The 21,902-nt window shown below is 51.2% G+C and carries 28 protein-coding genes and 1 pseudogene; 22 read left to right on the top strand and 7 right to left on the bottom strand.

Translation table 11 applies throughout. The annotated features are described in order from the left end of the window. Both OCY70_RS26465 and OCY70_RS26460 read left to right on the top strand, forming a co-directional pair. Positions 1 to 1,263 carry a hypothetical protein gene (locus OCY70_RS26465; protein ID WP_213430710.1) on the top strand — a complete coding sequence of 421 codons (1,263 nt, stop codon included), beginning with the start codon at positions 1 to 3 and terminating at the stop codon, positions 1,261 to 1,263. Between the two features lie 15 nt (positions 1,264 to 1,278). After that, on the top strand, positions 1,279 to 1,986 hold the full coding sequence (locus OCY70_RS26460) for an ABC transporter ATP-binding protein (protein WP_213430711.1): 708 nt from the start codon (positions 1,279 to 1,281) through the stop codon (positions 1,984 to 1,986). 75 nt (positions 1,987 to 2,061) lie between these two features. On the opposite strand, the gene bcp is transcribed toward OCY70_RS26460, so the two are convergent. The 6 genes from bcp to OCY70_RS26430 form a co-directional block, all read right to left on the bottom strand. Beyond that, positions 2,062 to 2,541 carry a thioredoxin-dependent thiol peroxidase gene (gene bcp / locus OCY70_RS26455; RefSeq protein WP_213430712.1) on the bottom strand — a complete coding sequence of 160 codons (480 nt, stop codon included), beginning with the start codon at positions 2,539 to 2,541 and terminating at the stop codon, positions 2,062 to 2,064. A gap of 141 nt (positions 2,542 to 2,682) precedes the next feature. Then, the gene (locus OCY70_RS26450; RefSeq protein ID WP_213430713.1) at positions 2,683 to 3,027 is read right to left on the bottom strand and encodes a DUF3139 domain-containing protein; all 345 of its coding nucleotides are present in this window, start codon (positions 3,025 to 3,027) and stop codon (positions 2,683 to 2,685) included. Between the two features lie 192 nt (positions 3,028 to 3,219). Then, a complete protein-coding gene (locus OCY70_RS26445) occupies positions 3,220 to 3,786 on the bottom strand; it encodes a hypothetical protein (RefSeq protein ID WP_213430714.1) in 567 nt (188 codons plus the stop codon). A 361-nt stretch (positions 3,787 to 4,147) separates the two neighbouring features. Next, positions 4,148 to 4,933, bottom strand: coding sequence for an ABC transporter permease (locus OCY70_RS26440; protein ID WP_213430715.1), 786 nt, complete (start codon positions 4,931 to 4,933; stop codon positions 4,148 to 4,150). A gap of 4 nt (positions 4,934 to 4,937) precedes the next feature. Next, positions 4,938 to 5,732 (bottom strand): ABC transporter permease, encoded by a 795-nt coding sequence (locus OCY70_RS26435; protein WP_213430716.1) that lies wholly within the window; start codon positions 5,730 to 5,732, stop codon positions 4,938 to 4,940. Then, positions 5,725 to 6,828, bottom strand: a complete 1,104-nt coding sequence (locus OCY70_RS26430) for an ABC transporter ATP-binding protein (protein WP_213430717.1) — start codon at positions 6,826 to 6,828, stop codon at positions 5,725 to 5,727. Before OCY70_RS26430 ends, OCY70_RS26435 begins: the two co-directional genes overlap by 8 nt. 260 nt (positions 6,829 to 7,088) lie before the next feature. Between OCY70_RS26430 and OCY70_RS26425 the strand changes: the two genes are divergently transcribed. Continuing rightward, entirely contained in the window at positions 7,089 to 8,099 is a 1,011-nt protein-coding gene (locus OCY70_RS26425; RefSeq protein WP_213430718.1) for an LCP family protein, read from the top strand. Continuing rightward, positions 8,096 to 9,412: a glutamate-1-semialdehyde 2,1-aminomutase gene (locus OCY70_RS26420; protein ID WP_213430719.1), complete on the top strand. Its 1,317-nt coding sequence runs from the start codon at positions 8,096 to 8,098 to the stop codon at positions 9,410 to 9,412. The genes OCY70_RS26425 and OCY70_RS26420 overlap by 4 nt, the downstream gene beginning before the upstream one ends. A gap of 915 nt (positions 9,413 to 10,327) precedes the next feature. On the opposite strand, the gene OCY70_RS26415 is transcribed toward OCY70_RS26420, so the two are convergent. Continuing rightward, positions 10,328 to 10,765 carry a helix-turn-helix domain-containing protein gene (locus OCY70_RS26415; protein WP_213430720.1) on the bottom strand — a complete coding sequence of 146 codons (438 nt, stop codon included), beginning with the start codon at positions 10,763 to 10,765 and terminating at the stop codon, positions 10,328 to 10,330. Positions 10,766 to 10,977: 212 nt separating this feature from the next. Here OCY70_RS26415 and OCY70_RS26410 point away from each other — a divergent pair, with 212 nt between their 5' ends. The 18 genes and pseudogenes from OCY70_RS26410 to OCY70_RS26330 form a co-directional block, all read left to right on the top strand. Continuing rightward, on the top strand, positions 10,978 to 11,295 hold the full coding sequence (locus OCY70_RS26410; protein WP_261945210.1) for a hypothetical protein: 318 nt from the start codon (positions 10,978 to 10,980) through the stop codon (positions 11,293 to 11,295). Beyond that, a complete protein-coding gene (locus OCY70_RS26405; protein ID WP_213431526.1) occupies positions 11,292 to 11,504 on the top strand; it encodes a helix-turn-helix domain-containing protein in 213 nt (70 codons plus the stop codon). Before OCY70_RS26410 ends, OCY70_RS26405 begins: the two co-directional genes overlap by 4 nt. Positions 11,505 to 11,680: 176 nt before the next feature. Further along, positions 11,681 to 13,756 carry a Mu transposase C-terminal domain-containing protein gene (locus OCY70_RS26400; RefSeq protein ID WP_261945209.1) on the top strand — a complete coding sequence of 692 codons (2,076 nt, stop codon included), beginning with the start codon at positions 11,681 to 11,683 and terminating at the stop codon, positions 13,754 to 13,756. 15 nt (positions 13,757 to 13,771) lie between these two features. Further along, positions 13,772 to 14,752: an AAA family ATPase gene (locus OCY70_RS26395; protein WP_261945208.1), complete on the top strand. Its 981-nt coding sequence runs from the start codon at positions 13,772 to 13,774 to the stop codon at positions 14,750 to 14,752. An 11-nt stretch (positions 14,753 to 14,763) separates the two neighbouring features. After that, the gene (locus tag OCY70_RS26390; protein WP_261945207.1) at positions 14,764 to 15,135 is read left to right on the top strand and encodes a hypothetical protein; all 372 of its coding nucleotides are present in this window, start codon (positions 14,764 to 14,766) and stop codon (positions 15,133 to 15,135) included. Between the two features lie 95 nt (positions 15,136 to 15,230). After that, entirely contained in the window at positions 15,231 to 15,530 is a 300-nt protein-coding gene (locus tag OCY70_RS36310) for an AbrB/MazE/SpoVT family DNA-binding domain-containing protein (protein WP_390905277.1), read from the top strand. Further along, positions 15,527 to 16,156, top strand: a complete 630-nt coding sequence (locus OCY70_RS26385; protein WP_261945070.1) for an ABC transporter permease — start codon at positions 15,527 to 15,529, stop codon at positions 16,154 to 16,156. Before OCY70_RS36310 ends, OCY70_RS26385 begins: the two co-directional genes overlap by 4 nt. Before the next feature lie 11 nt (positions 16,157 to 16,167). Continuing rightward, positions 16,168 to 16,575 (top strand): regulatory protein GemA, encoded by a 408-nt coding sequence (locus OCY70_RS26380; protein WP_213431367.1) that lies wholly within the window; start codon positions 16,168 to 16,170, stop codon positions 16,573 to 16,575. Positions 16,576 to 16,814: 239 nt separating this feature from the next. After that, positions 16,815 to 17,678 carry an ATP-binding protein gene (locus OCY70_RS26375; protein WP_213431368.1) on the top strand — a complete coding sequence of 288 codons (864 nt, stop codon included), beginning with the start codon at positions 16,815 to 16,817 and terminating at the stop codon, positions 17,676 to 17,678. 19 nt (positions 17,679 to 17,697) lie between these two features. Beyond that, positions 17,698 to 17,886 carry a hypothetical protein gene (locus OCY70_RS26370; RefSeq protein ID WP_213431369.1) on the top strand — a complete coding sequence of 63 codons (189 nt, stop codon included), beginning with the start codon at positions 17,698 to 17,700 and terminating at the stop codon, positions 17,884 to 17,886. 23 nt (positions 17,887 to 17,909) lie between these two features. After that, on the top strand, positions 17,910 to 18,344 hold the full coding sequence (locus OCY70_RS26365; RefSeq protein WP_261945068.1) for a hypothetical protein: 435 nt from the start codon (positions 17,910 to 17,912) through the stop codon (positions 18,342 to 18,344). Then, positions 18,344 to 19,336 carry a peptidoglycan recognition protein family protein gene (locus OCY70_RS26360; RefSeq protein ID WP_261948815.1) on the top strand — a complete coding sequence of 331 codons (993 nt, stop codon included), beginning with the start codon at positions 18,344 to 18,346 and terminating at the stop codon, positions 19,334 to 19,336. The genes OCY70_RS26365 and OCY70_RS26360 overlap by 1 nt, the downstream gene beginning before the upstream one ends. A 42-nt stretch (positions 19,337 to 19,378) precedes the next feature. Further along, on the top strand, positions 19,379 to 19,705 hold the full coding sequence (locus tag OCY70_RS26355; protein ID WP_213431483.1) for a Mor transcription activator family protein: 327 nt from the start codon (positions 19,379 to 19,381) through the stop codon (positions 19,703 to 19,705). A 112-nt stretch (positions 19,706 to 19,817) separates the two neighbouring features. After that, a complete protein-coding gene (locus tag OCY70_RS26350; protein WP_306433995.1) occupies positions 19,818 to 20,246 on the top strand; it encodes a guanylate kinase in 429 nt (142 codons plus the stop codon). Then, the gene (locus OCY70_RS26345; protein ID WP_213431481.1) at positions 20,246 to 20,509 is read left to right on the top strand and encodes a hypothetical protein; all 264 of its coding nucleotides are present in this window, start codon (positions 20,246 to 20,248) and stop codon (positions 20,507 to 20,509) included. Before OCY70_RS26350 ends, OCY70_RS26345 begins: the two co-directional genes overlap by 1 nt. A gap of 56 nt (positions 20,510 to 20,565) precedes the next feature. Further along, positions 20,566 to 20,826, top strand: a complete 261-nt coding sequence (locus OCY70_RS26340) for a hypothetical protein (RefSeq protein ID WP_261948814.1) — start codon at positions 20,566 to 20,568, stop codon at positions 20,824 to 20,826. Beyond that, a complete protein-coding gene (locus OCY70_RS26335; RefSeq protein ID WP_261944921.1) occupies positions 20,826 to 21,386 on the top strand; it encodes a DUF3486 family protein in 561 nt (186 codons plus the stop codon). Before OCY70_RS26340 ends, OCY70_RS26335 begins: the two co-directional genes overlap by 1 nt. Next, a pseudogene (locus tag OCY70_RS26330) lies at positions 21,379 to 21,902 on the top strand (phage terminase large subunit); the annotation flags it as partial. The gene OCY70_RS26335 and the pseudogene OCY70_RS26330, both read left to right, overlap by 8 nt.

Raw genomic sequence — 21,902 nt, 5'->3', positions numbered from 1 at the left:
ATGATCTCAAGCTTTCAGCTATATAAGACCGTCTATCTATCTCGCGTAAAACAGATGGCACGGCGCGATATCGTGCTGCTGCTGGTGATTCTGGCTTTGCTACCCCGCGGGGCGTCTCAACTGACCGCCATGCTGGCATCCAGTCAGTTCCCTTCCATCTATATCCGGCTGGGAAGCTGGCTGATCGGTTTCATAACGGGCATCAGCTTGTTTGCCGCCAGCTTCCATGTTGAAGAGGCACGATTTCTATGGTCATCGGGACGGGGAAGTTCCTTTTTGACCGCCTATACGGTTTGGAAAAAAGCGCCCTGCCTGCTCCTCCTCGCGTGGATCATCATCGGCCAATTCATGTGGACCCCGTCACATGCAGACATGTGGCTCTGGCTCATGCTGATGCTGCTTGGATTCTCTTACGCGGAAGTGAGCGGCTATTCCTATAGGTCGGGACGCCTTCCCTTCCAATGCCTGTGTGTGGTGTGGCTGGCCGTTAACCTGGCGGGTGTAATGCTTCCCCTTGCTCTTGCGGCACAGATGCTTGGCGCGGCAATCATCATAGCGCTCCAATTCATTGGCGCATTCCGGGCCGCGGAATACGCCTGGCCGCAAGTGATGGGCTCGACGCTTCCTGGAGAGACTGGCGTCAAGACACGCATGCTGTCCCATTATCCGCTGTTCCGCAAGGAGCTTTACTTTGTGACCCGCTTCAAAGACGCCGTTCCCTTTCTCTTCTGCGTCTTCGCCCTGGAGCTGTTCTGCTTCTATGCTGCCGCTGATAGCCCCATGGTTATCTCGATCGGCGCAGGCCTGATTATCTGGCTGGCCAATGAGATTTGGACGGTGAGAGGCTTCGCGAATGAAGGCAGAGGGATGTCCTTATATACGGTTACCTTGGAAGCATGGCGTACGATGTTGTCTGTGAAATGGCTTTGTTATTGGGCGCTGGGCACAAGCATCGCCGCTGTTCATTATCTTGGATGGCAAGTTGGAATGGAGCGTCCCTGGGCAGATTCGGCGCTGCTGTTCCTCAAGAGCGCCTTTCTTGCTTCTACGCTTGCCTCTTTTGGATTGTTGGCAGGATACCGCTTTACGGCTAGCGGCCGCATCACTTTGGTTGGGCAGCTATTGATTACGCCGGGCATGGTTCTGCTCCTGTATTTGCATCACTTGCATTTTGTTCTCTTTATTTTATTCACCGCAATCATTCAGATTGGATTTATCCGGTTATACCGCACCATTCCTGACAAAATTCCTGCAAATGGTTAAGGAGGGATTCAAGCGATGGGCAAGACAGAGCCTCTATCGCTGCAATTGCATCACATCGGCTATGCCTACGGTTCCACCCCCATCCTTCAAGAGATGGATTGGACCCTGCATTCGGGAGAAATCACGGTACTGCTCGGCCCTAACGGTGCGGGCAAGACGACGCTGCTGCATCTCATTGCCGGGATGAATCAGCCTCAGCAAGGAAGCATTACGCTGAATGGCCAGGTTCTGAACTGGCAGGATCAGCGCTACAAACAGCGCGTCGGATATATGATGGAGTTTCCTTTCCAGTATCCGTTCTTGACCGTCCTTGAAATGATGAGATTAATCGGCCGACTGCGCAATGTCCCCAAAGATCTGCTTGAAGAGCGCATGCAGCACTGGCTTAAGCAATTCGGGCTGCAGTCGTACAGCGGTTATCCGATAGGCTCCCTATCTCAGGGCACGGCCAAAAGAGTGGCGCTGGCGTCAACGCTGCTTCACGAACCGGATATTCTCCTCCTGGACGAGCCTACCAACGGTCTGGACCCGGATCAAGTCATTACGGTACGGGATACGCTACAGATGTACTGCGCCAAGGGCGCTCTCATTCTGCTGTCGACTCACATCATCGGCCTGGCAGAGAAAATCGCGCACCAAGTCGCTATTTTACGGAAAGGGCGCATTGTTTACGCCGGCAATCCGACGGAGGATCTGGAAAGCTTATACGTATCGCATGTGTAAACCCTGCTGCGGCGGCGCATTCCATGCAAAAAAGCTGCTCGATGTCCTCCCGGACTTTGAGCAGCTGCTACCCGCCTAACCTAGCTCGCGCACCACCTCAAGCACCTCTTCCGTGTGCCCTTTCACCTTCACCTTGCGCCATTCCTTCGCCAGCTTGCCCTCCTCGTCGATCAGGAAGGTCGAACGAACGATGCCGTAATACTCCTTGCCGTACATTTTCTTCAACTGCCAGACGCCGAACAGCTCGGCCACCTGATGCTCCGTGTCGGCCAGCAGCGGGAACGGCAGGCCGTGCTTATCAATGAACTTCTCATGAGATTTCACGTTATCGGGACTGATGCCCAGCACGACCGCATTGTATTTCTCGAAGTCGCCGTGATAATCGCGGAAATCGCAGGCCTCCTGCGTGCAGCCTGGCGTCATATCTTTCGGATAGAAATAGAGCACGACCTTCTTGCCCGCATAATCGCGCAGCGATATATCGGCGCCCGTCGAGGACGGAAGCGTAAAGTCCGGCACGGCTTGTCCGAGCTGAACTTGATCGGATGGTGTCATTTGCAGCACTCCTTCCCGGCAGCCAAGACTGCCGTTGCATGATGCCTCTAGCTTACCATCGAACGCTTCTTTTTTCAAAAAACAACCAATCCCTGCAGTCTCAGTGCCCGTCCTCCCCAGGCAGCCCATGCTATCGCTTTGCTATGGCGACGCCTCTTTATGCTTATGCTTGTAATTTTTCCAATCCGTTCCTTCCGGATCGGACATGCCTACTTGGATGATATCTCCCTTTTCGTTCTTTTTGTAGTCATAGGTAATATCGGGCTCATCGGCAAAGACCACCTCCGCCGTATATAAGGAAAGGAATTTGACTTTCGTATCGATGCGAAGAATATCGCTGTCGGCATAGCCTTGCCGGCCAATCAGATGCTCATAGGTTGCTTTTTCGAGGGAAGCGAGCTGATAGTGAATATAGGCGAACATCAGGACAGGGATAAGCACAATCATTGCAGCGATTATGCCGTACACCTTGGCTGCTTTTTTCAAGCGGGCGGCTCCTTTCTCTCGTACATCATATTATGGATATGGTTACCCTTATATATATTCCCCAACTATATCTATTTTTCTTCTGTTTTTTGCAAAAGTTTTTACAAGACTAAGCAATGCGCCGGCAGTTGGGACAACTGCAAAGCCAAGCCCAGGCAACCGGGATTTCATTCCTGGTTGCCTGGGAATCATTCACTTTTTAAAAGACACTGCCGTGTTAAAATGAGCGGAATCCCTTATGTCGTTAGGATATATCCATGCTTGTGAATTATACTCCAAATCTTGATTCGTGATATCCGTCCAGGAAGTAAAAAAGTAGGCTTGCCAAATCAATTTGGAACAGTAGTTATCTGCGAAATTATTTAGATTGATATCCATTACATTATACTTTTCGATTACCTTGTAGATGGCTTCTGCCATTTCGGCCGCTTTATCCGGATTTAACGATTTTGGTTTTTTGGGACGAAGTACTTTAAATTCATTTCCGGAATCAAATAGATTAAAATAATTATTTACGCTATCCCGCCTCTTGCCGTCTTTGTTAGGATAGGCGTGATAAATATAGCCGTCAGTGCCTACAATAGCGACATGCCCCACAAAAAAAGTAGACTTGCCTTTTGGCGAAAAAATAACATCTCCGGCCTTAACCGCTTCCCTGGTTCCTGGATAATTCGTAGCCGCAAACGAGTATATTGGGAATGTTGAAAAAAACATAATGAACGCAAATAAAAACAGAGTAACGACCTTAAGTTTTTTCATTTCGCCCTCCTCAGTCCCCTGTATGTGTGTAGAGCTATGCTCTTTCATTTGCGGCTGGCCAGCCATTACATGATTACTGAAAACACCGCCCTAATATTCCAATTAATAATTTTTGCTTAATTATTTTACTTTTTTTGTACTTTATTGGTACAAGCTTTGTATGCTTGTTCTTTGCATTGCACGCCGGCTCAAACGTTTCGGTTGTCGTGCCTGAACGTTCGGATATCGTGAATACATCAATATTGGTTTCATGTCTCGTTCGTGTATATCCGGCACCGCTCAAATAAAAACCGCCGACCCCGGCATGACAGCCAGAATCGACGGCATTGTTTCGAACCATGTAACATATCTTTACCGATAGCTAGGACCCCGCCCCGCGGTACCGCTTGATGCCGACATTCCACAGCGTCAGGCCCAGCGCGAAGAAGGCGATGCCCATCAGCGGCGTCAGCAAGGCCATCTGCTGCATGCCCTTGCCCTCCACGAAGTAAGAGGCCGGGACGATGCCGACGAAGGCGAACGGCAGCACCCAGGTCAGCAGCACCTGGAGGAAGCGGTTGTAGATCGTGAGCGGATAGCGCCCGTAGCTCTGAATATTGAAGACGAGCGGCAGGATGCCGGTCGGGGCATCCGTGTAGAACGAGAGCGACGTCAGTGCCGCATAGACGCCGAAGTAGACCATGACCGAGCCGGCCAGCATGACGAGCAGCATCAGCAGCTCGATCAGGCCGAAATCGAGTCCGAGCCGGGCCCAGCAGATACCCATCATGACGGCCCCGACGAAGGAACCGATCAACGCGGGCGGGTCGACATTTTCCAGCAGAATCTGGAACAGATTATGGGCCGGCCGGGTCAGAATGCGGTCCATCTCCCCTTTGACGATATAGCGTTCGCTGAAGTTCCACAGATTGAAAAAGCAGCTAAACACGCCGTACGGAATCATGAAATAGCCGTAGACGAAGATCATCTCGTCCCGCGTCCAGCCTGCCAGCGTCGGCGTATGCATGAAGATGACGAAGATGAAGATGAGGTTCGTCGCCTGGAAGAGCAGATCCGACACCACTTCGACCCAGAAATCCGCACGATACGTTAGACGGGTTTTCAAGTAATTTTTCAAATATTCTCCCACGAGACCGAAATAGTACATGCCCCTACCCTCCTTGCACGAACAGGCGCTGCCGCGCGGCCCGCCACATCAGCAGAATGGGCACGATCAGCACGGCGAACCAGACAATCTGTATCCCGATCACCGACAGGATCTGGGCGTCCTCGATGCGGCCGGTGAACACCGAGCTCGGCAGGAACGTAATCGCCTGGAACGGCAGCCATTCGTTCAGCGTAATGAGCCACCCCGGGAAGAACGAGATCGGCACGATCACGCCGGAGAACAGATCGACGACGACCCGCTTCATCCGGATCATGCCCTCAATATTTTCCACGAAAAAGGCAGTCAGGCCCGTAAGAATATTCAACTGCGAATTGATCAGGAAGCTGAAAAAGAGCATCAAGGCGAAGACGAGCCAGCGCTTCGGATCGGCCGGCAGCTCCACCGGAAACAGCAGGCAGGCAATGATCATGCCCGGCGTCATGAACAAGAGCAGGCGGAAGATGCCTTCGCCGAAGGCCTGCATCATTTTGACAATCAAATAATTATAAGGACGGATGAACTGAATCGCGACGCTGCCGTCCCGAATCTCGTTCGCGATCTCGCGGTCCATATTGTTGAAATAGAAGGCGCGCGCCATCCACGATACCGCGATATAGGTCGTCATCTGCCCGGCGGTGAAGCCGGCTAAGGAGCCTTGCCCCCCATAGATCGCCTGCCACGTGAAATAATAGACGCCGATGCTGAGCGTATAAATGAGAATGCCGGAATAATAATTGACCCGGTAAGCCAGCATCGTTAAAAACCGGATGCGGATTAAATCGAGATAAGCGCTAGCCATGAAGCACCGCATCCTTCTCCCGCTCGGCATCCGCACCGGTTCCGGTTCCGTCCGTGCCGCTCCCCTCTTGGGCCGCACCGCTTGCGTCCTCCGGCAGCTCCGCGCTGCCGGTCTTGTAGATTTCGCGGACGATGTCATCCGTATTCGTCTCTATAATCTTCAGGTCGGAGATGGAAGCTCCCCCGACGACGCGCCCGATGACATCGGAAATATTCGTCTCCAGCGGCACATGAATGCTCGCTTCGTATGGCGAGTGCACCGTCCAGCTTCCTTCGAGCCCGGAGGTAAGCGCCTCGGCATCGCCCGCGCGCATCGGCTTGGCGAACTGGAAGCGGACCTCTCTTCCTTGGCCCCAGGTGGACTTGAGCAGATCCAGGCTTCCGTCATAGATAATGCGCCCGTCATCCAGCATTATGACGCGGGTGCAGAGCGCTTCGATGTCCTGCAGATCATGCGTCGTCAGCAGAATCGTCGTGCCATGCTCGCGGTTCAGCGTCAGGAGGAAGTCGCGAATCTCCGTCTTCACGACGATGTCGAGTCCGATGGTCGGCTCATCCAGGAACAGGACCGACGGCTGATGCAGCAGGGACGCCACCAGCTCGCAGCGCATGCGCTGCCCCAGGCTCAGCTTCCTTACCGGCCGGTTCAGCAGATCCTGAAGCTGGAGCCGCTCGACCAGCTCGTCCAGCCGCCGCTTGAAATCCGCCTCCGGCACCCGGTACACCTTTCGCAGCAGGCGGAACGATTCGATAACGCCGATATCCCACCAGAGCTGGCTCCGCTGCCCGAACACGACGCCGATGCCCTGGACGAACCGCTCCCGCTCCGCGTGCGGGATGAAGCCGTTCACCCGAATGTCGCCCGCCGTCGGCACGAGGATGCCGGTCAGCATTTTGATGGTGGTCGATTTGCCGGCGCCGTTCTCGCCGATATACCCGCATATTTCCCCCTGCGGTATCGTGAAGGAAATGTCCTTCACGGCCATGACTTCATTGTATTCGCGCTTGAACAAGTCGAGTAAGGCGCCGCTCAATCCTTCCCGATTTTTCTGCACGCGGAACGTCTTGCGCAGATCCCGTACTTCAATCGCATTCATCGTTGTCAGCCTCACCCTTTCCGATCGGTTGTCCGGTTGTTTGTCCGCCACGGAGCGAACCATGCCTATATGCTCGAGTCTCCCCGGATGACCCCGGGGGTCCGAATTGATTTTGGGAACGTAAAGATTTTATAATGAATAGACAAGATGCGGGGATAACATCCATACCTTTAAATATAGCATGTATATCGACTTGAATGAATGCACCGGAGACGACTCCATCATTTTACTGCTCCGCCGGATGCGGAAAGGACCTATCGATGATCAAAAAGTATTGGAAGCACGCACTCGTTGTATTGCTCGTACTGCTCATTGGCAGCGTCGGTTACTACATCTGGGCGATGTACAATAGTCTGAACAGCCTCCAGAAGCCGCCGGAGCAATCCCGTTTCGCGCCTGTCGTGAACAAGCTCCCCGAACCGAAGGAGGTCGAGCCTCCGAAATGGGAAGGGTCGGAGCGCGTCAATATATTGCTGCTGGGGGGCGACTCGCGGGGGCTGAAGGCGGAGGAGGTGCCTCGCTCCGATTCGCTGCTGCTCGCCTCCTTCGATCCCGCCACGAACAAGGCGCATCTGTTCTCCATTCTGCGGGATACGTACGTCGATATTCCCGGATTCGGCAAGGATCGCATCAATGCCGCTCTCGCTTACGGCGGGCCGGAGCTCGCCATGAAGACGGTCGGCAATCTGACCGGATTGGATGTCCAGTATTACGTGTATACCGATTTTCAAGGCTTCATTAAACTGATCGATGCGATTGACGGGGTGGAATTCGAGGTCGAGAAGGATATGAAGTACACGAGCAAGGCGGACAACCATGAATTCGATATTGATCTGAAAAAAGGAAAGCAGCTCTTGAACGGAGAGACCGCGCTCATGTACGTCCGGTTCCGGTATGACGCCATGTCCGATTTCGCCCGCACGAAGCGGCAGCGCGAGCTGCTGACGGCGGTGGCCGGCAAGCTCAAGTCCGCCTGGTCGATCATCCAGCTTCCGATGCTCATCAATAAGGTCTCCCCTTACGTGGAGACCAATCTGACCGCCGATGATCTCATTAAGCTCGCCGCGCTCGGATATGACAGCACGATCGGTCCGAGCCATCAGCTTCCGCCGATGGACAATGTGGCAGACCTGATGGTCAATCAGTCCGCCGTGCTCCAAGTCCTGGACCATGACCGGCTGAAGCAGTACATTCAAGATGCTCTGAACGACAAAATCAAGGACTCCGCATCGGGAGAAAACAACGACAATAAAGGAGATTCATCCCCATGACTACGAACCGACAACGTTCCGCCCAATTGTATGAAGAAGCGCTGCAGCATATCGTCGGAGGCGTGAACAGTCCGTCCCGCTCCTTCAAGGCCGTCGGCGGCGGCGCTCCGGTCTTCATGGAGCGCGCGCAGGGCGCTCATTTCTGGGATGTGGACGGGAACCGGTATATCGATTACTTGGCCGCTTACGGACCGATTATTACGGGGCATGCCCATCCTCACGTGACGGAAGCGATCGTCCGGGCCGCCCAGAACGGCACGCTCTACGGCACGCCGACCGAGCTGGAGATCAAGCTGGCCCGCATGCTGAAGGAAGCGGTCCCTTCCATGGACAAGGTCCGCTTCGTCAACTCCGGCACCGAGGCCGTCATGACGACGATCCGGGTGGCCCGCACCTACACGAAGCGCGAGAAGGTCATCAAGTTCGCCGGCTGCTATCACGGCCACTCCGACCTCGTGCTCGTGGCCGCCGGCTCAGGCCCGTCCACGCTCGGCGTGCCGGACAGCGCCGGCATTCCGGCCAGCATCGCCCAAGAGGTCATTACCGTGCCGTTCAATGACCTGGACAGCCTGCAGGCGGCGCTTGAGCGCTGGGGCGACGAGGTGGCCGCCGTCATGGTCGAGCCCATCGTGGGCAACTTCGGCATGGTCATGCCGAAGCCCGGCTTCCTGGAAGGGCTCTGCCGGCTCGCGCGCGCCAATGGCTCCCTCGTCATCTACGACGAGGTTATCAGCGCGTTCCGCTTCCATTACGGCTCGGCGCAGACGTACGCCGCCTTCCCGGATCATGCGGCCATCGAGCCGGATCTGACCGCGATGGGCAAGATTATCGGCGGCGGGCTGCCGATCGGCGCCTACGGCGGACGGAAGCATGTCATGGAGCAGGTCGCGCCGCTCGGTCCTGCCTACCAGGCAGGCACGATGGCAGGCAACCCTGCCTCGATCTCGGCAGGCATCGCTTGCCTGGAGGTGCTCTCCGAGCCCGGAATCTACGAGCGCATGGAGGAGCTGACCATCCGCCTGACGGAAGGCATTCAGGAAGGAGCCGACCGTTACGGCATTCCGCTCACGATCAACCGGATTCGCGGATCGTTCTCGACGCATTTCTGCGATCATCCGGTGACGAACTACGAGGAAGCGCAGGACACGGACAGCGAAGCCTTCGCCGCCTTCTTCCGCCATATGCTCGACCAGGGCATCTGCCTCGCGCCTTCGAAGTATGAGGCCTGGTTCCTGACGACGGCGCATACCGGCGAGGACATCGACCGCACGATCGAAGCTGCGCACGAATCGTTCCGCCGCATGAAGCTCTGATTCATAGGCTTGAAGACTTGGAAAACGTAACGTTGTTCAAGTAGAATGGAATTAGATATTAGGGAGTTCACTAAAAAGGGAAGCAGCTGCAACTGCTTCCCTTGCATGGCAGCCGCTTCAAAGGCGGTGGCTGCAGGAAGTGGAAATAGACCGATCCTTGACCCGGGCGGTCTATTTCTTATTGTTTTGGAAAAGCGCGATGATTGTCACAATCAATCCCATAGGTTGATCATACAGCGGCGAGCGCCCCCTGAGCTGTCCAGGGGGCGCTCGTTTTTGCTTATCCCCCACTAGTAACATGATTGCTACAAAATATAACAATCCTTATGCGATGAGGTGACAGCAGCTATGTACTCTCTCAGAATAAATGACAAAGACAAAGGGACAAAAAAGAACCGGGAAAACGAGGGAAACATCGATACTACCGGGGATTATGCGGGATTAAGTGAATAAAAGTTGAGACACAAATGATGAAAGAATAAATAAACGTCTTCACGAAGAAGAAATTCAAAAAAAATGCGCGGAAGCCTTGATGTATCAAGGTTATCGGCGTTTTTTTGTGCTTCATTTGGAATTTATCATTGATGGAGTGCCTCGGAAAGAAGCTTCTCGTGATAACGCGCGTCATTTTCGACGTCGCCGTGCGTTATAGGAGACTAAAAAAACGAAAAAAACCCGGCAACATCAAGGCTTCGGCGGATTAACGGCTTCGCTACACGTGCGTTAAAGATTTTCGGACCAGGCCGCTAAAAATACAAAAAACATCGTTGAATCAAAGGGACATTTCGGACAATTCAGTTAAAGTGTGTCCCATTGCACTTATGGCGCGGGTTACGCTCCATTTTTATAAACAAAAAAATGCGTACTGCAATGGGACAAAAAATGATGTGAAATCCTATCATTTTACGCAAAAAATTAAGCAGTTCTACTGGCTGCTTCTTCTCTTCCGTCTCCATTCTTCGAGTATGATTGTTTGCTAGAACTGACAGAATCCTTTGCTGCCAGCATTTCGTCGATGTGCCCCTCTATCTTCCCTTTTTGCCTTTCCCCTAATTGATGAAACTTTGCCAACAGTTCTAAGTCCTCTGATTCGATATCGAAACCAGGCGGAAACTTTTTAGGTTCGTCATTTTGTTCTGATATCGTAACATTATTTTTCCCAAAAAGAAGCCAGTCCGCAGACACATTAAATATTTTGCATATAGCGATAATCGTTTGTGCGGATGGTTCATAATTATCACTTTCATAATTACTGATGTTTCCCTTCTTTTTTCCTATCAGTTCAGCCATCTTCTCTTGTGTAAGCTGGTGCTTGTCTCTTAAAAAACGCAATCTCTTCCCGATTGTTTCCATAACGGAACCCTCCCTTAAATAAGGTTATGAAATCGAATCATTTATCGTTGACATGTTACGATATCGAAACTATAATGATGATAGATAGTAAATCATATCAAAATCTTAGCACACAACTTGAGTCGAAAACATACGAATTACCTGCTCTTTGAAAACTAAATAAGCAAGGGATTCACAGATTAATCACTTCAATTGGAAAGGAGGAATGAAATGTGAGTTCCAGTTTGAGTAAAACACTAAAGGAACAAATCGAATCCACTGACACGATTATTCGTGAATTAGTGGGAAGTGTAGATGTTTCGTCGGCTGGAAATGAGGTAGTAATAGCTACTGCACAAGGGAGCGCCCTTGATGCATATGGCGATATGTTGGCAGCCCATGAGCGTGAACTCGTTGAGGAACTGCGACGGCTGGTGCTGGAGTATAGCGCCAAAATCGCTGCAAACCGCCAGTTACAACGGGCGATAGGGCGAGAGGCTGAAAGACGGGAAATCATCAAAGAACGAATTAAAGCAGGTGAGCATATATGAAAAAACGCAAACTATCACCTATCGGTGTAACCATCAAAAAGCGCCTCGCAGAAATGAATATGACGCAATATGAACTAGCGGCCCAGGTAGGAACGAACAGTAACTATATCTACCTGATTATGATTGGGGAACGTTCTGGAAAAAGCTTCATCCCTAAGCTAGCTCAAGTCCTTGGCATAGAATTACATGAGCTTAGCAGAACGGCTTAGAACATCACAGAGAAGGACAAGTGGAGGAACATGGTCATCAGGAGGCTAAAATCGATGGGTGCAATAAATGAAGAGAGCGTCCCCCCTCCAAGGTCGACGCTCTCCAAGCAACCCATCAAAAAACTTATCTCCTCCATTGTAGCATGAACGGATTCACTTGGAAAGGAGGAACAAGCTTGTCGGAAATATACATTACCCTGGAAGTGGCCGCCGGGCTTGAGGGCGTGAGCTACGAGTCAGTAAAGAAGAAAGTGCAAAGGAACCCGGAGGCTTTCAAGGCAAAGAAAGAGGCTGCCGCAAGTGGTGGAAAGGAACGTGTCCTTATTGCAATGTCCACGCTGAGCAAGAAGGCCAGACAGGCTTATAAGCATGTTACAGGCATTGAAGGCGCAGATGTCATTATCAAGGAACATGTCAATGAAAAGGAAATACCGTGGTACATCGATGTTGATCCTGCTGAATACATCGAGAAGCACGGTAAGTCATATTACGAAGCGGTCGAGTTGGCAAAGGTCATCCGCGAGTTTCTCAACTATGGAGACCGTGACCGGACTGAATTTGCGGTCAGTATCGCGGAAGCAAACGGAATGAGTCAGCGCACGCTCTATCGGTATGCACAAAGCTATTTGGAAGCAAGTGCCTGGGCGCTGAAGATGAGCAAACAGGACGGGAAAAATTATGACTTTTTCAAGGTTCTGGCACTCTGCCGTAAGCCTAAGCAGAAAAACACATTTCCGTCACTTACGCCGGAGGTCAGAGCTTTCATCGAAAATTTATGGTTTGAACCCGCGTTTGCGAGCAATAACGGAACGATTGAAATGCTCTACAGCAAACTTATGAAGATTGGATCAATGCATAGCTGGGACATCCCATCATATCCAACGGTGGCCCGCTATATCGGATATCTGATGAATGTAAAGCGTGGCAAAAATGCGCGTCTACTTGCCGAAAAAGGCATGCGTGAATTTAAGAATCAGCGAATGGTCAAAGCGTCTCGGAATACAAAAGCGTTGCCAGTTATGGGGCTTGTACAAGGCGACGAGCATACATTCGATGTTTGGGTGAAATATACATACCCGAATGGCAAGACCAAGGCCATCCGCCCGCAGCTCGTCGCATGGCTAGATACACGAAGCCGCTGCATCGTTGGCGATGTAATTTGTGTCAAGGCAAATTCGCAAGTGCTGAAGCAGTCGCTGCTCAACATGATATACGCCGATATTGGCGGCGTGCCAGAATGGCTGCTTATTGACAACGGGAAAGACTACACCGCCGAGACGATGACCGGGCGTAAGCGAAATGAACGCGTCAGCTTCGACAGCGAGACCAAAGGCTTTTATCGTAGCATCGGCATCAAGGATGACATGCGCAGCCTGCCATACCAACCTTGGTCGAAGGCACAAGTCGAGCGGTTTTTTGGCACGCTGATTAGCAAGTTCGAGAAGTGGCTGGGAAGCTACACGGGTACGCTCACAGGTTCGAAGACAGCGGCGAAAGTGGACAAGGACATCAAGAAGATGCTCGAACGTGACGAATTGCTGACACTGGATGAATTTTATGCTCTATGGTGCGAGTGGCGCGACGAGTACCATCGTTCATTCCATAGTGGACTCAAGGGACAAGGCGATAAGTGGCATACGCCTCTGGAAGTGTTTTGGAACGCCGACCGCTATGTCAAAGCGCCGCCGCCAAAGTCCTACGCAACGATATTGATGATGAAGGCGGAACGCGTCCTTGTCCGGAACATTGGAATTAAAAAGTTTGGATATGAGTACCGCGCCGATGAACTCTGCCATTATATCGGGGACAAAGTTGACATCAAATGGGACCCGAATGATGTGACAAAGCTCTATGTGTATACCGTTGACGGGCAAAAAATTTGCGAGGCGTACAGTCAAGAATTGCTACTCATCGCCCCGAAAATGCCGCAAAAGGCACTGGAAGATCACCTGAAAATGCAGAAGCGTCAGCTCCGCCAGACGATGGATGACCTGACATACTACACGACGCCATTAGAAGAACGCGATCCTCAGTATCAAGGATATGGAAACGACGTAGCCGGGTTCATTTTCAAAAATGAGGCTGAGGCAGCACCGAAGCAGAACACGAAGCTGGTCGCATTGCCGGACGATCAGCAATTCCGGGAAGAGCTGCGATCCAGAAAAACAGCCAAAGCAGGAAAAGACGATGCAGATGACTTTTACCAACGGCAAGCGGAGAAAGCCCTCGCGGCGCTCCGTAAACTTGGATAATTGGAGGGAACGAACATGGAAGCAGTGGCATTTTATCCGGTTCAAGGTGGCACACCAACAGCCCTTGCAGCACAGGTTAAAAATATGATGGACAAAAACGGCATGACAATTACGGAGCTGGCGCGAGAAATCAATTATTCTCGCTCGGCCCTCTCACAATATCTGAGCGGTAAATACTCTTCCGATCCTACTGACATCGAGCAGGCAATAACGAACTTCATCTCCGCACAAGGCGAAGAAGTGGCGGCAGCCATCGAGCAAACAGGCACGATGCGACTTGCCAAGCCTGCATTCGTTGAGAGTCGGGACGCAACGGCAATCATCGGGGCTTGCCAATCCTGCCAGTCATTTACCGGGCTTGGAATTGTGGTTGGGAAGTCGGGATACGGCAAGACTCATACGCTCAAGTATTATGCGCGGTCTCCTAAAGTTGCTTATATCGAATGCGACGATACGATGGCGCAACGCGATCTGGTTAAGGCCATCGAAAGAGCTCTCGGCCTACCCGTTGGCTATGGCACGATATGGGAACGGGTGAACGGTATCCGTGAATTTTTCAACTGCAATCCGGGCTACTTGCTCATTATCGACGAAGCGGACAAGCTTGTTAGCAAGTATTCACAGAAAAAAATGGAGATCCTGCGTGCCATCTTCGACCAGTCAGATGTGGGAATGATTATCGCCGGGGAACCGAAGCTTGAAGCGCAAATCAAGGGCTATATCAGCCGTTTTGCGAACCGGGTAGATTTCTATGTGTCACTGAAGGGACTATCCGCTAACGAGGTTCGCAGCTACCTACAAAACTTCAACTTCGAAGAAAATGCCATTCAGGAGATGATTGTCCGTGCAACTAACAACAAAAACGGATGCTTCCGCTTACTCGACCGGACGCTGAACAACATCTTGCGCATATTAAACATGCACGGCTCCGCTGAAGGGGCTCCCCTAATTACCGTCGACATTATCGCTAAGGCCAGCAACATGATGATGCTGTAGGGGGGATGACGATGTGGAGATATGAATACTCGAATCATTCAGTGGCACGCTTGTTCCGTTTCTTACAGCATGTGATGCTTCCCGTCCCGGTACGTCCAGCCGCTATCGTGTCGGGGTTGACAGAGGACGAAGTCCGTATTGCCTTGAGGGATTCACCTGATTACATCGTTGACGATGAGGGCATCCGTAGCAGAGATCCATATGAAAAGGCGTTGATGGATATGCGGCAGCGGCTAGGTGAGGAATTGACCGTTCTGGAAGCGTGCTGGCTTTATCGTGAACTGCATTATGCATTTCATGTGGCTGCTGGCAGGCTTGTGAATACATTTATGGAGGAGCAGAGGCATGAAGAAGCCGTCAAGACTAGCACTTTTAATCGGTGAGCTAACGCTTGAGCAGGTTGTCACATTGTATGACCTGCACCGGATTGCAATCCCCTGTGAGGATGGTACGCCAGTAGAAGACATGATTGAGGAGGATGCGTTGTATGCAGTCGTATAACAAAAAATTAAGCAAGAGTGGTTCCGTAACACTCCCGGCCGTAATACGCCGGGAGTATGGCCTATCAGGCGGCGAAAAGTTCAATATTATCGTCGATAGCGAAGACGGCACAATCCTGTTACAGCGGACGCAAGGAAGTTGCCTATTCTGCCGGAGCGATAAAGAGCTAGTTGTGTATTCCGGTCGGTTTGTGTGCTCCCAGTGCATTCAGAATCTGGAGGCCAATGTTACGGAACGGAGAGCGGCCAATGCATTTGAAGGGGGGGACGGGCGATGAATTCGGAACTGGTTCCCCTTGTTGATGAAGCACTCCGATTGGAACAGGATATGAAGCGAAGCAAGAAGCGGCTGGATGAACTGAAGGCCACCCTTACATCTGCTGGAATATTTGTCATGGACAATAAGAACCTATCTCACTATCAGATCCCTGGAAGCAAGGGCCGATTCAACCTGACATACAAGGAAAAGTTTGAAATTGATAATTATGAACGCTTGGTTGAAGTGCTTGGTGATGTGGTGGCAGCCAAAGTCAGCCGGAAGTATGAGGTTAAATTCGAGACAGAAGCACGTTTCAAGGAAGCGCTCATTGCCCTTTACAAAGGCGAATACTGCTTTGACACTTCTATTGATGACGTGCTGAGCGGCCTTGGGCTCGATAGCAACAAAGTAAAGGCAGTAAAAAAGAAGCTAAAGGGCGACTATCTGAAGGACAAGCAGCTACTCGGAAGTGTAGGCATAACTGGTGAGCTTGAAGAGGAGCTCGACGCCATTCGCCTGGCGAAGCATGGCGAATTGGTTGAACGCTTCTTCGGCCATCTCACTCCGGAAGAAATCGATACGATACGCAATTCGGTGTACGTCGAGGACAGCATTAGTGTCGGCTTAGAAGCTTTTTCTGAGTGAGGAGGGCCCTTATGGACAAAATCACCTATCCACAAATCAAGAACATATTCGGGCTTGCCAGGCAGGCCCGAATGAATAACGACGAGCTGCATGACCTGGTCTTGACTATGACCGGATCGGAGAGCATTAAGGCGTTAAGCAAGGCCCAGGGCATTAAAGTAATCGAACGATTGAATCAGATGCTGGGTAAAGCCAAGCCATCATCCCGGGCAACGCCGAATCAAATCTGGCAAATTAACAAGCTGGCCGAGGAATTAGGCTGGAAATCTGACCCTCGCCGTTTGCGTCGTTTCCTGGAGAAGCAGCAGGGCGTAAGTCATACGAGCTACCTCTCACCTGCCCAGGCCAGCAAGGTCATCGAAGCTCTGAAAGCAATGAAGCGACGGGGAGGAGTGGAGTCCAATGCCAGACGCTCTTGAACGCTACTCTCCAGCGCAACGGCAAATCATTTTTGCCTATTGGGAGACGATACGCTGGACACGAGGAACAGGGAAAATATCCGAGGGAATCAAGCAGCGTGAATACGAGTATTGGGAGCGTTATGAGCCTAGTCTTGTAATCAGAGCGCTCTCCATCCATATCGAGAAATATCCAAATATCAAAGAGAACTACACCCGGGGCATTCTCCGCAACCTTCTGAAGAAAGGCGGTGCCGCTCATGCAAGGTCTGAAAGAGGTCATGCCGGACTTGCTCGAACGCATCCAGGCAGCCAGGCAGGCAGCCAAGGCAAACGCGATATCGATATCAGCGCCGAAGCTGCCTTCCGCCGAAAACTCGGCTTATGAGTGCCCGAAATGCCGGGACGAGGGCGTCATCCACGACCCTGCTCGCAACGTGGCCTATCAATGTGCCTGCATGGAACGCAAGAAGCTGAAGCGGATCATGCAAACCACCAATATGAGCGAGGATGCGCAATTAAAGACCTTTGACAATTTCAACTTGGACGGCCTGGATCAACGCGTCATAGATGCATACGAGTTGGCGCGGGAATATTCGGATGGATTGGTCGCTCGGATCAAGAAGGGCCAAAGCTTGAAAGGCGTTCCTTGGTTCGGGCTTTTGGGCACATCCGGCAGCGGCAAGACGCACCTGGTTACGGCTACGGTCGCGCCGCTCATCGAACTGGGCATATATCCTCTGTTTTTCAACTGGGTACAAAGCTTCACGGAATGGTTTTCCTACTACAACAGCCCGGACGAGGCGTATAAGGTGGAGGAAATCCGAAAGCGAATTTACAACTGCGAGTTGCTTCTCGTCGATGATATTTGCAAAGAAAGCCAAAAAGACACTTGGATTAAGGAGTTTTATGGCATTGTTGATTATCGGTATCGAAAGCAATTACCGATCGTGTACACAAGCGAGTATTTTTCCGAATTGATTGGTTTTTTATCCGTAGCCACAGCGGGCCGCTTGTTCGAGCGAACCAAGAGCCCGAAAGGGAAAAAGTATCTCGGAAAAATGCTGTTGGATGTGGGCGAAGACCCACTGGCCTTGAACTATCGATTTAATGGACTGATTTAAGATGTAGGAGGCCTGTACAATGACCGAATACGACTATAAGAAAATAACGACTTACACACTGACGCCGCAGCAACTTGAAGCGGAGCGTAAACGGCTCGATGCGCTGAAGCCCAGGGCCAGGGATTACAAAGGAAAAACGGCTATCCTTGCCCCACAACTGGGCCATAACGGTAAATACCTGCGAAAAGGCGGCGAATGGTACTGCTAAAAATTTTAATGGGAGGAATGACCGTGCAGCAGCCTAAAAAGTTTGAATGGACAAATCGTCTCGCTTGTGTGGAAGCCTTGGCCCTAGAATGTGCCGATGGCGCAAAATTTGATTATGCCCTTCGCGTCGTCCGGCTTCGTGACTATAGTTTATATGTATCAAAAATCACGAACAAACAACTGGCAGCCCTCAAACGGGATGTTATGATACGGGTCAAAGAAATCAACATTATGCGAGAATCGGCAAATGTTGGCGACATTGTGCGCGTTCCAAAACTTGTGCCCAATCGATTCGGCGGGTACCAGCGGGACGGACGGAAGCTCGTGGAGGCCGAAGTAATTGAGAAGCATCGCCTGTCTTCAACCTTGCGTTATCGCGTTCGCCGACTACTCGATAACGAAATCCAGATCGGGAACGGCCACATGATTAAATCGATTGTGCAACGGGCGGTAAACTGATGGCAAGAAAGCCCGTCCAGAAGCCGAGCCTTGTCGCCGTACCGCCCGATCCGGATCGATGTTTTGTACTTTTCTCGACCGCTGCCCTGACGGCCAGATCAGCAGCGGTCAGCCTGGAGAGCCTTCTCCACCAATTACAAAAACAACCGGGGGAGCGTCCCGTCTCGTCTATCAACTTGGATAAAGAGTCCGGAAAAAATGGAGATTCTTTTCAATCCATTATCAAAATAGTTCGGCAAAGGAAGGGAGAGTTAAACGTGATTTATCGTCAAGATCATATCCCGAAAAATACAATGAAGAATCGTCGCCCTGGTTACCCGATGAATGCGACCACCATCACTATTCATAACACAGGTAATTCTGGGAGCAGCGCCAAGAACGAACGTGGTTGGCTGACGAATCCAGACAATGATCGAACGGCATCCTACCATATTGTGGTGGACGAGCACGAAGCTATTGAATGTATCCCACTCGTTGAGAATGCATGGCATGCTGGTGATGGCAGCAACGCTGCAAGCGGCAATCGTACATCTATCGCAATTGAAATATGCGAATCTGGGAACTATCAGCAAACATTACGGAATGCTGCTGAACTTGTCGCTAAGATGCTCCTTGAAAGGGGCTGGGGAGTTGAACGGCTGCGACGTCATTACGATTGGAGCGGAAAAATATGTCCCAGATTGATGTATGACAATGGCAAGTGGACTGGATGGCATCAGTTTAAAGAACTTGTGAACTCATTTCTCAGAAAGGATGAACAAGGAATGAACAAAGAAGAAAGAGAAGCCTTTGACAAATTGCTCAAGACCGTAGAGAAGCAGGATAAGAGGCTGAAGGAGCTGGAGGAGAAGCGCGACATCGAGCCTCCTTCATGGGCCAAAGAGGCGGCAGCCTATTACGCGAATGAACTGAAAACGAAAACCGGGAGTTATGATTTCTGGCGTATGCTGACCATTCAGTATCGTAAGGAGGCCGCAACGAGCAGAAATTGATTTTTTCAGCTCCTGCTATAATATGAGGAGGTGATCCGCCGGATGGAATGGCTCGATGAGCTAACGCCAGATATGCTGCCCATGCCATACCGTAAGTATGCTGAATGGATAGGATTAGATAACCTAATTACGCTGGCCAGCAAGGCCGGAGGGGATCATGTGTACATCCCCACATTGGATTTCTTCTTCCGCCGGGTACGTGACAGGCGGATCATTCAAGAGTATGATGGATATAACCATCGAGAGATCGCACAGAAGTATGAACTGAGTGAACGTAGAGTGAGAGAAATTTGTGACGGCATCCTTCCAGTTTCTCCACGGAGGGATGAGAATCAACTCCAACTTTTCGATGATGACGAGCTAAAATGAGGGGCGAAAAATCGGGGAATCCCTTCCAGACATGCAAGAAAACACTTGGTAATCTACCAGTAGAGGCTTATGCCCTACTGGTTTTTTTATTGCCTAAAAAGGAGGCTCTTACATGATGCAAGATGCAATTAACGAGATGTTATTGAATGTGGCGCTGGCGGGCCTGACTCTACTGTCTTCATTTGCGATTTACTACATACGCCGGGCTAGCGCCAAGCTGTCGGCAGAGACGGCGAAAATTGATGCGGATGCGCAACGTGCGCTGGTTCAGGCAGCTATTGAACGATTGGATGATGTTGCGACCAAGACCGTCCACCAAATTGAACAGACCGTCGCCAGTCATTTACGGGAGTCTGTCAAGGAAGGATGGTCACCCAGAGAAGAATTAATGGAACTTGCCCCTCAAGCGTATTCGGAAATTGTCCGCCAGCTCAAGCCCGAATACATGCGGGCCCTACATGACACCCTGGGCGACGCAGAGGGGTACATCATGAGCACGATTGAATCCAAGGTGCTGGAGCTCAAGGAGCGTGCTGGCTAGTGGAGTGGAATTGGATCATACAGACGGCGACGATGCTAGGCATCGGAGCAATTGGTTACTTTTTAAAAACGACGATGGCAGAACTCAAAACGCAAATCAATAAAAACGCTCAAGATGTGGATGAATTGAAAAAAGAATTGGATGACTTACGTTCCGATCTCCCGTTCATCTACACGACCCGGGAGGATTTCATTAGAACGATGAACAACGTCGACAAGAAGCTCGACAAAATACACGATAGCATGCTGGGAGGACAGAGGTAGATGGATGAACAAACCTATCACGGTGTGCAACATAATAAAGCGGTTCGGGCTATATCATGCGCTCGCTCGCAAAAGGACATAACAATTCGCTCCTATGCAGGCAATTGGTCAATGTCATGGTCAACGATGGCGTAATCATCAGCCCGGATATCTCCAAGCATCTGGATTACTTATTCAAGAAGGGCTACATCGAATATTCGAATGAGCGTGTGAATTCGTACAATGCTTATGCCAATGATGCCGTAATCCGGCTAACGGTAAAGGGCATCGATTTACTGGAGGGCTCAACTCCGGATGATCCGGGAGTCGCCATCTAATGAGCGGCAAACGAAGAAACCGCACGCGCTCTAAAGTTGACGACCTGCCTTTGCATATCAAGGATCAGGTCGACGCGATGCTTCTTGATACACGGTACACCTACTGGGAGATATCAGAGTATCTGGAGGCCCAGGGATTCGAGGTATCCAAGAGTTCCATTGGTCGCTATGCGCTCCGAGTCGGGAACGCGACGCAGCGGCTTATGGAGGCGCAAGAACAGACAAAGGCGCTAGTCGAGATGATCCGGAAAAATCCGGACGTCGATTACACCGAAGGCGGCCTACAAATTATGGCCGGAGAGCTGACGAAGAAGATGGCGCAAGCACAGGAAGAATGGGACTACATGCCGCTGGATAAGGCGGCCCGCGTTATGGTCGCGCTCTCCAGAACAAAGGTCTATAAAGACCGCGTCCGCCAGGACATGCAGAAGAAGATCGAACTAGCATTCCAAGGGATGGAGGCAGAACTCATGGCAGCCATCAAGGCCGATCCTCAACTTGCCGGAGAACTGAAGGCGGTACTGCAAAAAGCGAAGGAAAAGATGATGGCCGATGATTAACCTGGACGAGTACCTCCGGCAACTGGAGGATGAGGCAGACAAAGAAGAACTACTCAGTCTGGAGTATCAGAAGCAGCTCTTTGAAAACTACGTCATGCGTAATGAGCAGCACCGCGAATACCGGGAAACGTTGCTAAGGGAGTACCAAAGCGGCGCAGAACTGACAGGCCCGGATGGCTTGCGCAAGAAGCTAGGAGCCATTGACCTGGGGTATTTCGGGCGGGCTTATCTGCCCCACTACTTCGTCAGGGAATCGCCGCAATTTCACGAAGAGCTGGATAGTATATGGACTCAAGGAGTCATGAAGGGCCTGAACCCTTTGCCGGATGGGAAGAAGATATCAAGGGCGAAAGGCTGCCGCCGTGCTACAGCCGCCTCACGTGGCATGCGAAGTCGACAAACTTCACCTTTAAGGACACTTTGCACTCGGTGGTATGAGTACAAACATTACCCGATCATCCTCTCTGATAGTTCCGACCAGGCAGAAGGATTCCTCACGGATATTAAAACCGAGCT

It is taken from the genome of Paenibacillus melissococcoides (assembly GCA_944800085.1).
GTDB classification, from domain to species: domain Bacteria; phylum Bacillota; class Bacilli; order Paenibacillales; family Paenibacillaceae; genus Paenibacillus_B; species Paenibacillus_B melissococcoides.
Note: the sequence above shows the minus strand (reverse complement) of the source record. Positions and strands in the feature narration are given on the sequence as shown.

Bases quoted from the DNA above. Each gene is read 5' to 3' on its own strand.
- OCY70_RS26465 (WP_213430710.1), top strand. From the start codon at position 1: ATGATCTCAAGCTTTCAGCTATATAAGACCGTCTATCTATCTCGCGTA.
- OCY70_RS26460 (WP_213430711.1), top strand. From the start codon at position 1,279: ATGGGCAAGACAGAGCCTCTATCGCTGCAATTGCATCACATCGGCTAT.
- bcp (WP_213430712.1), bottom strand. From the start codon at position 2,541: ATGACACCATCCGATCAAGTTCAGCTCGGACAAGCCGTGCCGGACTTT.
- OCY70_RS26445 (WP_213430714.1), bottom strand. From the start codon at position 3,786: ATGAAAAAACTTAAGGTCGTTACTCTGTTTTTATTTGCGTTCATTATG.
- OCY70_RS26440 (WP_213430715.1), bottom strand. From the start codon at position 4,933: ATGTACTATTTCGGTCTCGTGGGAGAATATTTGAAAAATTACTTGAAA.
- OCY70_RS26435 (WP_213430716.1), bottom strand. From the start codon at position 5,732: ATGGCTAGCGCTTATCTCGATTTAATCCGCATCCGGTTTTTAACGATG.
- OCY70_RS26430 (WP_213430717.1), bottom strand. From the start codon at position 6,828: ATGAATGCGATTGAAGTACGGGATCTGCGCAAGACGTTCCGCGTGCAG.
- OCY70_RS26425 (WP_213430718.1), top strand. From the start codon at position 7,089: ATGATCAAAAAGTATTGGAAGCACGCACTCGTTGTATTGCTCGTACTG.
- OCY70_RS26420 (WP_213430719.1), top strand. From the start codon at position 8,096: ATGACTACGAACCGACAACGTTCCGCCCAATTGTATGAAGAAGCGCTG.
- OCY70_RS26415 (WP_213430720.1), bottom strand. From the start codon at position 10,765: ATGGAAACAATCGGGAAGAGATTGCGTTTTTTAAGAGACAAGCACCAG.
- OCY70_RS26405 (WP_213431526.1), top strand. From the start codon at position 11,292: ATGAAAAAACGCAAACTATCACCTATCGGTGTAACCATCAAAAAGCGC.
- OCY70_RS26395 (WP_261945208.1), top strand. From the start codon at position 13,772: ATGGAAGCAGTGGCATTTTATCCGGTTCAAGGTGGCACACCAACAGCC.
- OCY70_RS26390 (WP_261945207.1), top strand. From the start codon at position 14,764: ATGTGGAGATATGAATACTCGAATCATTCAGTGGCACGCTTGTTCCGT.
- OCY70_RS36310 (WP_390905277.1), top strand. From the start codon at position 15,231: ATGCGTTGTATGCAGTCGTATAACAAAAAATTAAGCAAGAGTGGTTCC.
- OCY70_RS26385 (WP_261945070.1), top strand. From the start codon at position 15,527: ATGAATTCGGAACTGGTTCCCCTTGTTGATGAAGCACTCCGATTGGAA.
- OCY70_RS26380 (WP_213431367.1), top strand. From the start codon at position 16,168: ATGGACAAAATCACCTATCCACAAATCAAGAACATATTCGGGCTTGCC.
- OCY70_RS26375 (WP_213431368.1), top strand. From the start codon at position 16,815: ATGCAAGGTCTGAAAGAGGTCATGCCGGACTTGCTCGAACGCATCCAG.
- OCY70_RS26370 (WP_213431369.1), top strand. From the start codon at position 17,698: ATGACCGAATACGACTATAAGAAAATAACGACTTACACACTGACGCCG.
- OCY70_RS26360 (WP_261948815.1), top strand. From the start codon at position 18,344: ATGGCAAGAAAGCCCGTCCAGAAGCCGAGCCTTGTCGCCGTACCGCCC.
- OCY70_RS26355 (WP_213431483.1), top strand. From the start codon at position 19,379: ATGGAATGGCTCGATGAGCTAACGCCAGATATGCTGCCCATGCCATAC.
- OCY70_RS26350 (WP_306433995.1), top strand. From the start codon at position 19,818: ATGATGCAAGATGCAATTAACGAGATGTTATTGAATGTGGCGCTGGCG.
- OCY70_RS26340 (WP_261948814.1), top strand. From the start codon at position 20,566: ATGCGCTCGCTCGCAAAAGGACATAACAATTCGCTCCTATGCAGGCAA.
- OCY70_RS26335 (WP_261944921.1), top strand. From the start codon at position 20,826: ATGAGCGGCAAACGAAGAAACCGCACGCGCTCTAAAGTTGACGACCTG.